This window comes from Thiolapillus sp. (assembly GCF_048562965.1).
Lineage (GTDB): Bacteria > Pseudomonadota > Gammaproteobacteria > Chromatiales > Chromatiaceae > Thiolapillus > Thiolapillus brandeum_A.
Genome location: NZ_JBHNMF010000114.1, coordinates 1 through 8,254, shown reverse-complemented (window position 1 = coordinate 8,254; position 8,254 = coordinate 1). Strand labels below are relative to the sequence as shown.

Below are 8,254 nucleotides of genomic sequence, written 5' to 3'. Positions count from 1 at the left end.
CTATTGCCGCATCTCCAGTTACCTGCAGACCATGGCAAATCAGGGATACAATCCGCTGGTCGCCATTCAAATGGCCTTTTCGGGACAGCTCTATGCTGATAGGGGTGAGTAGTTACCTTTCAAGAATCTCTCGCAGCCCGTGCCGATCTGCGGCAAACTTCATCCAATGATGATGGATTTCAGACCCCAGTGACAAAAGAAAGCCCCTTCGACTACGCTGCTTTCCTCAAGACCCTGACCCAGGGTCCGGGGGTCTACCGCATGCTCGATAAAGACAGCCAGGTGCTGTACGTGGGCAAGGCGAAGAACCTCAAGCGCCGGGTTAGCAGCTATTTTCAGCGTTCCGGCAACCTGCGCATCCAGACCATGGTATCGCGCATCCGCAGTATCGAGATCACGGTGACGCACACCGAAGCCGAAGCGCTGCTGCTGGAAAACAATCTCATCAAAGAGCTCAAGCCCCGTTACAACATCCTGTTGCGGGACGACAAGAGTTATCCCTATATCTATCTATCCGATGATGAGTATCCGCGTATCAGTTTCTACCGTGGCGCACGCAAGGGTGGGGGGCGGTATTTCGGTCCCTATCCCAGCAGTGCCGCGGTGAAGGAAACCCTGTACCTGCTGCAGAAACTGTTTCCTGTGCGCCAGTGCGAGAACAGCTATTACAACAACCGTTCCCGTGCCTGCCTGCAATACCAGATAAAACGCTGCACCGGCCCTTGCGTGGGACTGATCGTCCGGCAGGACTATATGCGCGACGTACAGGATATCGTCCTGTTTCTTGAGGGCAAGACCCGTGATGTGGTGAACGGCCTGGTAGAGCGTATGGAAAAGGCATCCGCGGAACTGGAGTTCGAACAGGCTGCCCGCTATCGGGACCAGATCGAAGCCATACGCAAAGTACAGGAACGCCAGTATGTCAGCGGAGAGAAAGGTGATCTGGATATCGTGGCCTGCGCCATTGCCGAAGAGCAGGCCTGTGTTCAGGTATTCTTCATCCGACAGGGGCGAAACCTGGGCAACAAGCAGTTCTTTCCCCGTGGCAGCAAGGGGCGGGAAGCAGGCGAGGTTCTTTCTGCATTCATCGCCCAGTATTACCTCGGCAAACAGGTGCCTGCCGAGATTCTGGTCAGCCATGCGGTGGAAGATCAGGAAGTGCTGGAACTGGCGCTGGGCCAACAGTCGGGCAGAAAGGTGCATCTGCGGCAATCTCCCCGTGGTGAGCGCGCCCGCTGGCTGAAGATGGCGGTACACAATGCAGAAGTGGCGATGAAGAGCCGCCTGCCCAGCAGCAGCAATGCCAGGGTGCGGATCGAAGCACTGCAGGATGCCCTTGGCATGGACGAGCCGCCGGAGCGGATGGAGTGTTTCGATATCAGTCACACCGCCGGAGAAAGAACTGTGGCATCCTGTGTGGTGTTCAATGCTGAAGGGCCGCTGAAAAGCGATTACCGGCGCTTCAATATCAAGGGCATCACGCCGGGTGATGATTATGCCGCCATGGCCCAGGCGCTGCAGCGGCGCTATACGCGCATCCTTGCGGGCGAAGGCAGCCTGCCGGATATACTGTTCATCGATGGCGGCAAGGGGCAGCTTTCCACTGCGGCCGAGATCCTGGCGGACATCGGTGTCTACGATGTCTTGCTGGTGGGAGTGGCGAAAGGACCGGAGCGTCGTGCCGGTATGGAACAACTTTTCTTGTTGCATAGGCAACAGCCCCTTATACTTGATGCCCATTCACCGGCGCTGCATCTGATACAGCATATTCGCGATGAGGCGCACCGGTTTGCCATCACAGGCCACCGCCAGCGTCGCAACAAGGCGCGCACCCGCTCTGTCCTGGAAGACATTCCCGGCATCGGGCAGAAGCGCCGCCAGAATCTGCTGAAACAGTTCGGTGGTCTGCAGGGGCTTTCCAGGGCAGGGGTAGAAGATATCGCCACTGTGGATGGCATCAGCAGCAAACTGGCGGAAAAGATTTATCAGGCGTTTCATGGGGCGTGACAATGTGGAGTATCCCTAATCTGCTGACGTTTTCCAGGATCATCATGATTCCGGTTTTCATCGGCCTGTTTTATCTGCCCGCACCCTGGAATCATCAGGTGGCGGCACTGGTGTTCATGATCGCCGCGTTCACCGACTGGCTGGACGGTTTCCTGGCCAGACGCATGGGCCTGGTTTCTCCCCTGGGTGCTTTTCTCGATCCCGTGGCAGACAAACTCATGGTGGCTACCGCGCTGGTGCTGCTGGTGGCCGACAATCCCTCACCCTGGATGGCTATATCCGCAGCGGTGATCATCGGTCGCGAGATCACCATTTCAGCCTTGCGCGAATGGATGGCGGAGCTGGGTTCCAGAACCACCGTTGCCGTCTCCCTCATCGGAAAATTCAAGACAGCAACACAGATGGGTGCGATCACACTGCTGATCTACCGTCATCCCCTGTTCGGTCTGCCAACCTACCGCATCGGCGAAATATTGCTGTACATTGCGGTCGTGCTGACCCTGTGGTCCATGATGGTCTACCTGCGTGCCGCCTGGCCAAGCCTGTCGGACAAACAAAGATGTTCCGGAAGCTTGACAACAGATGCCGCGCCGGTAGAATACCGCCTCACCAAGCGGGAATAGCTCAGCTGGTAGAGCACAACCTTGCCAAGGTTGGGGTCGCGAGTTCGAATCTCGTTTCCCGCTCCAAATTCTCGAAAGCCCCGCAATACGGCGGGGTTTTTCGTTTATGTCCATGGACGGACTGTATATCGCAAGGAGCCAGGGATGGCGGTGCGACGTCCATGGACAGATGGCATGTCGCAGGGAGCCAGGGATGGTGTTGCGATGCAGCGTAATATGGCTGAGTGGCAGAGTGGTTATGCAGCGGCCTGCAAAGCCGTGGACCTCGGTTCGATTCCGGGCTCAGCCTCCATATTATATATAAAAAAGTAGAAACAATGACATGCGACATAAAGCACATGTTGTTTCTTAAAAAAGAGAAAAGCGGCAGGCCCCCCTGGAGGCGCCTACCGTTTTTTTTGCATGGAAATGAGGTCTGAAACAGGGCAATGCCGGTTACAGCCAGTGGACACGCAGAGTAAACACCCCGAACAATGTTCTGAGACGTACTGTATCCGCGCTCAAGCGGTACCGGCCCGGTTGGTTTTTGCACCTGCCGCCGGTGGCGGTAAGTAAACGGATGTTTCGCCGGCCGAAAACCCGGCATTTACCGGAGCAATGATGTGACGCTGGAAAACTTTGTCCTGCATCCTGCCACGCTGTTTGAGCTCGCCCATTTCTTGATCGTGGTGGGGATTTCCATTCGCGTCATCATGCGGCGACCGAATACAGGTGTGGCCCTGTCATGGCTGATGATTGTTGCCGTCTTCCCTTTTGTCGGGGCATTGCTCTACCTCCTGATCGGTGAAAGGCGGATAGGCAACAGGCGCACACAGCGTATCAACAGTCTGCGAGCTGAATACGAGAAGCTCGCGCAGTCAGAAATTGCCAACAGGATGGCAGAGATCGACTGGTCTACCCATACACCGACTGCCGCTGCCTTGAACCGCCTGGGTATCAGGATGCTAGGGTTTCCCGCCATACACGGCAGTCGGTTCGCATTCTATTCCGATGCCCAGCAGATCCTGAAAAAACTGTGTGAGGATATCGATGCCGCACGCGAAAGCATCCTCATGGAGTTCTATATCTGGAATGAGGGAGGAACAGCGGATGAAGTCATGGATGCCATCATTCGGGCAGCCAGACGCGGTATTTCCTGCAAGATCCTGATAGATGCCATGGGCGCGCGACCCTGGTGGAAAAGCGGTCAGCCGAAACAGCTTCGGGATGCGGGTGTGCAGTTGCGTGAAGCGCTGCCGGTGGGTCTGTTCCGCGCCCTGGTGGGGCGCACTGATTTGCGCTTGCACCGAAAGATCGTGGTCGTGGATGGAGAAACAGCCTGGACAGGTAGCATGAACCTGGTGGATCCCCGCTTTTTCAAGCAGGAATCCGGCGTCGGCGAATGGGTGGATGCCATGGTGCGGCTGGAAGGCACAGTGGTCGCCCCCTTGGCTGCTGTGCTGTTGGGTGACTGGTCCCTGGAAACCGGTGAATCTGTTGCTGAACACGTCGAATCCGGGGTGCTGCGTCAAGCCCGCCCAAAAGGGACCGTGGACATGCAGGTGCTGTCTTCCGGCCCGGGGCAGACAGGTGACGGCCTGCTGCAGATGCTGCCGGGGCTGGTCAATGCGGCGCAACGCGAAATTGTGCTGACCACACCCTATCTCGTACCGGATGAATCGTTGTTGCGCGCCCTGCGGGGAGCGGCCGGCCGTGGCGTGAGTGTCCGGCTGATCATTCCGAAGCGGGTGGACTCCCTGTTGGCACGCTATGCCAGCCGTTCCTATTACGATGACCTGCTCGATGCGGGAGTGGAGATCCACCAGTATGTGGGTGGATTGCTGCACACCAAATCGGTGCTGGTGGACAATGATATGGCGCTGTTCGGCACGGTCAATCTGGATATGCGCAGTCTCTGGCTGAACTATGAAGTGACCCTGCTGGTTTTTGGACAGATATTTGCGGGCGAAAACTGCGCAAACTGCAGCAGGAATATATCGATAATTCTGAGCTGCTGGACAGCCGCTCGTGGCAGGAACGGGACTTCAAGAGCCGCTTTTTCGAGAATGTTCTGCGCCTCATGGCGCCGTTGCTTTGACGGGGATCTCAAAAAGGGCAGGGAATCCCGGATGACGGGGAACTCGTGGCGCGAATTGCCATCAAACACCTCATGGTAATCTGCAAGCAATGCATTTCCGGCACGATCGCTGCGGCGCTATTCGCCGTTGTTCTTACGTCTGGCTGTACGACCGTTCCTGGGCAGGTGCAACTGCTTCACAATGGCAGTGCTGTCGCGAATTGCGCACTGCCTGTTGCCGGAACCCCGCCATCTGAAGGGCTGGACTCCGAAGGGTTTTCGCTGACAACCTGGAACATCCACAAGGGTAAGCAGCAGGGCTGGGAACAGGATCTGCAGGTCCTGTCGGAGCATTCGGATCTGCTGTTGCTGCAGGAAGCCTATCTCGCGCCCCGGCTCCGGCAGTGGCTGGACAGAGAGTCACTGGACTGGGTCATGGCACATGCCTTCAGTCTTCGTGGGTACTGGTCCGGGGTGCTCACCGGGAGCAGGGCGGCGCAGCTGAACCCCTGTATGCAACGGATAACCGAACCTTATCTGCGCCTGCCGAAAACGGCGCTGATCAGCTATTTTGCCATACAGGGATATGCGCAGCCCCTGCTGGTAGTGAATGTGCATGGCGTCAATTTTACTCTCGGCAGTGCCGATCTCGATGCCCAGTTTCAGGCCATACAAACTGTGATGGACAGCCACCAGGGCCCCATCATCATGGCCGGTGATTTCAACACCTGGAATCGCGCGCGTATGGCAGTGATACGCCAACTGGCCAACCGCAACGGGCTGAGCACGGTAACGTTTGCAGGCAAGCCTGTCGTCCATTTTGGACATCGTCTCGATCACATATACTATCGGGGACTGATACCTCTACAAAGCAAGGTGACTGAGGTAAAATCGTCCGATCACCACCCACTGACCACCACTTTCAGGCTGGATTCAAATACATGAACAAGCTGTTGATTGTCATTCTGTTTACGGGATTTCTTGGCAGCGCTGCCGCGGCGACGATGAGCGAGGAAATCGAGCATCTGCTGGGTTTCGTCGCAGACTCGGGCTGTACTTTCGAGCGCAACGGCAGCACCTATGAATCGAAAGAGGCCAGAGCCCATATCCAGCGAAAATATGATTACATCAAGAACAGGGTAAAGACCACGGAAGACTTTATCCGCTATGCCGCAACCGAGAGCAGCATGAGCGGCAAGAAGTATCATGCCACCTGTGATGGCAAGACCATCACCAGCGAGGAATGGCTGACCACGGAACTCAGGCGTTTCAGGCAGCAGAATCCCTGATGTTGTGGCGTGTCCTGCCAGTGTTTCTCGCAGGACTCCTGCTGTCCGGCTGTGCCACATCGCCGCCGAAAAACATCAATAACCTCTGCGACATTTTCAGGGAAAAGGACGACTGGTACAAAAGCGCGAAGGCATCGCAAAAGCGCTGGGGCACACCCATCCATGTCCAGATGGCCATTATCCGTCAGGAGTCCGCTTTCCGTGATGATGCACAGCCACCAAGATCCAAAGTGTTGGGCTTCATTCCCTGGACCCGACCGTCTTCCGCCTACGGATATCCCCAGGCCAAGGATGACACCTGGGACTGGTATATCAAAAAGACCGGCAACCGGGGAGCAGACAGGGATGACTTCGCGGATGCCGTGGATTTCGTCGGCTGGTACACAGATGTCAGCCATGCCAAGCTGGGGATTTCGAAGTGGGATGCTAGGCATCAGTATCTGGCTTATCACGAAGGGCACGGCGGTTACCGCAACCACAGCTACCGCAAGAAGGCCTGGCTGCTGAAGGTGGCGGACAAGGTGGACAGGCAGTCGAAAGCCTACGCGCAACAGCTCAAGAGCTGTGAAAAGGACCTGGATACGGGGTGGTCTCTGTGGCCGTTCTGATGCTCACCCGGCAATGCGGTTGCGGGCATAGAAAGCTGCGCCATACAGTGCTGCATCTGCATTGAGAATCACGTGAACCGGCATGTCCCGCATCAGGGGTTCCATGCCGCCCTTGGCAAAGAAGCCTTCGAGAAAAGCAGGTTTTTCAAGCGCATCCAGTATCTTGGGTGCGATGCCTCCGCCGATGTATACGCCGCCGGTCGCCATGATTTTAAAGGCATGATTTCCTGCTTCCACGCCGTAGAGGTGAACGAACATGTCCAGCGCTTTCACGCACAGTGGACAACGGGACTCCAGGGCCGCCTTCGAGATCGCCGCCGCAGCATCACCTTCAGCCATTTCACCGGCCAGCCATTCCGGCGCCGCTTCGCCGTAGTGGTTGAGCATGAAATCATGAATGTTGATCAGCCCCATGCCTGAGACCACCAGTTCCCAGCTTACCCGGTCGTGTTTCTTCAGCAGGTATTCCAGCAGGGCGATTTCCAGCGGATTGGTGGGGGAAAAACTGGCATGGCCGCCTTCCGAGGCAAAAGGGATGTGCTGCGTGCCGTCCCAGAACAGTCCGGCTTCTCCCAGGCCTGTGCCGGCGGAAACAATGGAACGGTTGCCTGCGGCATCGGGTTTGCCCGGATGAAGGGTGTGCAGATCCTTTTCGGGCAGCTGAGCGATGCTCCAGGCATTGGCTTCCAGATCGTTGATCAGAAAAACCTGCGGGATGCCAAATTCCCCGCTCAGGTTTTTTGCTTCGACCCGCCAGGGGAGGTTGGTCGTCAGGCATATGCCGTCGTGGATCGGTCCTGCAAGTCCGAAACAGGCAACGTCCTGGGCAGGCATGTCCTTCGTGAGAAACTGTCGCAGCACACCTTCCAGGGAGTCGTGCTGCCGGCTGGAAAAGGTTTTTCGGGCGAGCACCCGTGACGCAGTACCGTTGCTTTCGAACAGGGCCAGCGTGGTTTTGGTGCCACCGATATCGCCTGAAAGTATGTGCAAGCTGTGCTCCTGATTTCCAGAATCCTGCAATCCCGAAACTGCTGCAATAGGGGGATGCACGTGAACAATATATAGTGAATCAGGTATTTCTGCATTGCCTCAGGTCAGTTGTGACACAGGTATTCGGCGCCGCAGGGGGTATGCTAGAATTGGGTATGCTAGAATTCGCCTTCGATTTCCTGCGCATGAAGCGGCGACAAAGCCGTCTGGGAATGTGCAGAGACCGCCTGCCCAGGTGGCGAAATTGGTAGACGCAAGGGACTTAAAATCCCTCGGTGGCAACACCGTGCCGGTTCGATTCCGGCCCTGGGCACCATATCAATAATCAACAATTTATGCTTCTCGCCGCTTTTTGACACTTCTTGCGGAAAAAACAGTTACTTTACAACGACACAACAGCGCTGAATCGATCACGAAGCCCGGGTCACCATCAGCCGGGAGCTGAGCCATGAGCGGGAAGCCGTAACGGCTGCCTATCTGGGTCACTGATGGGCGTGAAAGGGGCTAAACGATACGCCAGAGGGAATATACATCGTTGCTCGGTTTATAAAGGCATATAATTAGTTCCCGTCTATAAATGCCAAGTCATTGAAATTCAATTGAAAAACCGAAAAAAGACGATGAGAAATCCGGTGCGGGATGGTACAATTATGATCTAAAGCATTGATACATAAGAAAACC

The 8,254-nt window shown here is 56.1% G+C and carries 7 protein-coding genes and 3 tRNA genes; 9 read left to right on the top strand and 1 reads right to left on the bottom strand.

The genetic code is table 11. The features are described 5' to 3' along the window. The first annotated feature begins 189 nt into the window (after nt 1–189). The 8 genes from uvrC (at nt 190) to ACOCD2_RS08115 (ending at nt 6,583) form a co-directional block, all read left to right on the top strand. Nucleotides 190–2,007 carry an excinuclease ABC subunit UvrC gene (uvrC, locus tag ACOCD2_RS08150; protein ID WP_293646789.1) on the top strand — a complete coding sequence of 606 codons (1,818 nt, stop codon included), beginning with the start codon at nt 190–192 and terminating at the stop codon, nt 2,005–2,007. A 2-nt stretch (nt 2,008–2,009) separates the two neighbouring features. Beyond that, nucleotides 2,010–2,630 (top strand): CDP-diacylglycerol--glycerol-3-phosphate 3-phosphatidyltransferase, encoded by a 621-nt coding sequence (gene pgsA / locus ACOCD2_RS08145; protein WP_293646790.1) that lies wholly within the window; start codon nt 2,010–2,012, stop codon nt 2,628–2,630. Beyond that, nucleotides 2,621–2,696: transfer RNA gene (locus ACOCD2_RS08140), tRNA-Gly, on the top strand. Before pgsA ends, ACOCD2_RS08140 begins: the two co-directional genes overlap by 10 nt. Nucleotides 2,697–2,848: 152 nt before the next feature. Then, a tRNA-Cys gene (locus tag ACOCD2_RS08135) sits at nt 2,849–2,922 on the top strand. A 310-nt stretch (nt 2,923–3,232) separates the two neighbouring features. Beyond that, nucleotides 3,233–4,786 (top strand): cardiolipin synthase, encoded by a 1,554-nt coding sequence (gene cls / locus ACOCD2_RS08130; RefSeq protein ID WP_293646791.1) that lies wholly within the window; start codon nt 3,233–3,235, stop codon nt 4,784–4,786. Then, nucleotides 4,780–5,631 carry an endonuclease/exonuclease/phosphatase family protein gene (locus tag ACOCD2_RS08125; protein WP_293646792.1) on the top strand — a complete coding sequence of 284 codons (852 nt, stop codon included), beginning with the start codon at nt 4,780–4,782 and terminating at the stop codon, nt 5,629–5,631. Before cls ends, ACOCD2_RS08125 begins: the two co-directional genes overlap by 7 nt. Then, the gene (locus ACOCD2_RS08120; RefSeq protein ID WP_293646793.1) at nt 5,628–5,975 is read left to right on the top strand and encodes a DUF5329 domain-containing protein; all 348 of its coding nucleotides are present in this window, start codon (nt 5,628–5,630) and stop codon (nt 5,973–5,975) included. The genes ACOCD2_RS08125 and ACOCD2_RS08120 overlap by 4 nt, the downstream gene beginning before the upstream one ends. After that, nucleotides 5,930–6,583 carry a hypothetical protein gene (locus ACOCD2_RS08115; RefSeq protein ID WP_305800391.1) on the top strand — a complete coding sequence of 218 codons (654 nt, stop codon included), beginning with the start codon at nt 5,930–5,932 and terminating at the stop codon, nt 6,581–6,583. Before ACOCD2_RS08120 ends, ACOCD2_RS08115 begins: the two co-directional genes overlap by 46 nt. A 3-nt stretch (nt 6,584–6,586) precedes the next feature. Here the strand turns inward: ACOCD2_RS08115 and glk are convergent, their stop codons facing one another. Further along, nucleotides 6,587–7,573: a glucokinase gene (gene glk, locus ACOCD2_RS08110; RefSeq protein WP_293646794.1), complete on the bottom strand. Its 987-nt coding sequence runs from the start codon at nt 7,571–7,573 to the stop codon at nt 6,587–6,589. Between the two features lie 229 nt (nt 7,574–7,802). On the opposite strand from glk, the gene ACOCD2_RS08105 reads away from it, so the two are divergent. Further along, nucleotides 7,803–7,889, top strand: a tRNA-Leu gene (locus ACOCD2_RS08105). Nucleotides 7,890–8,254: the final 365 nt, after the last annotated feature.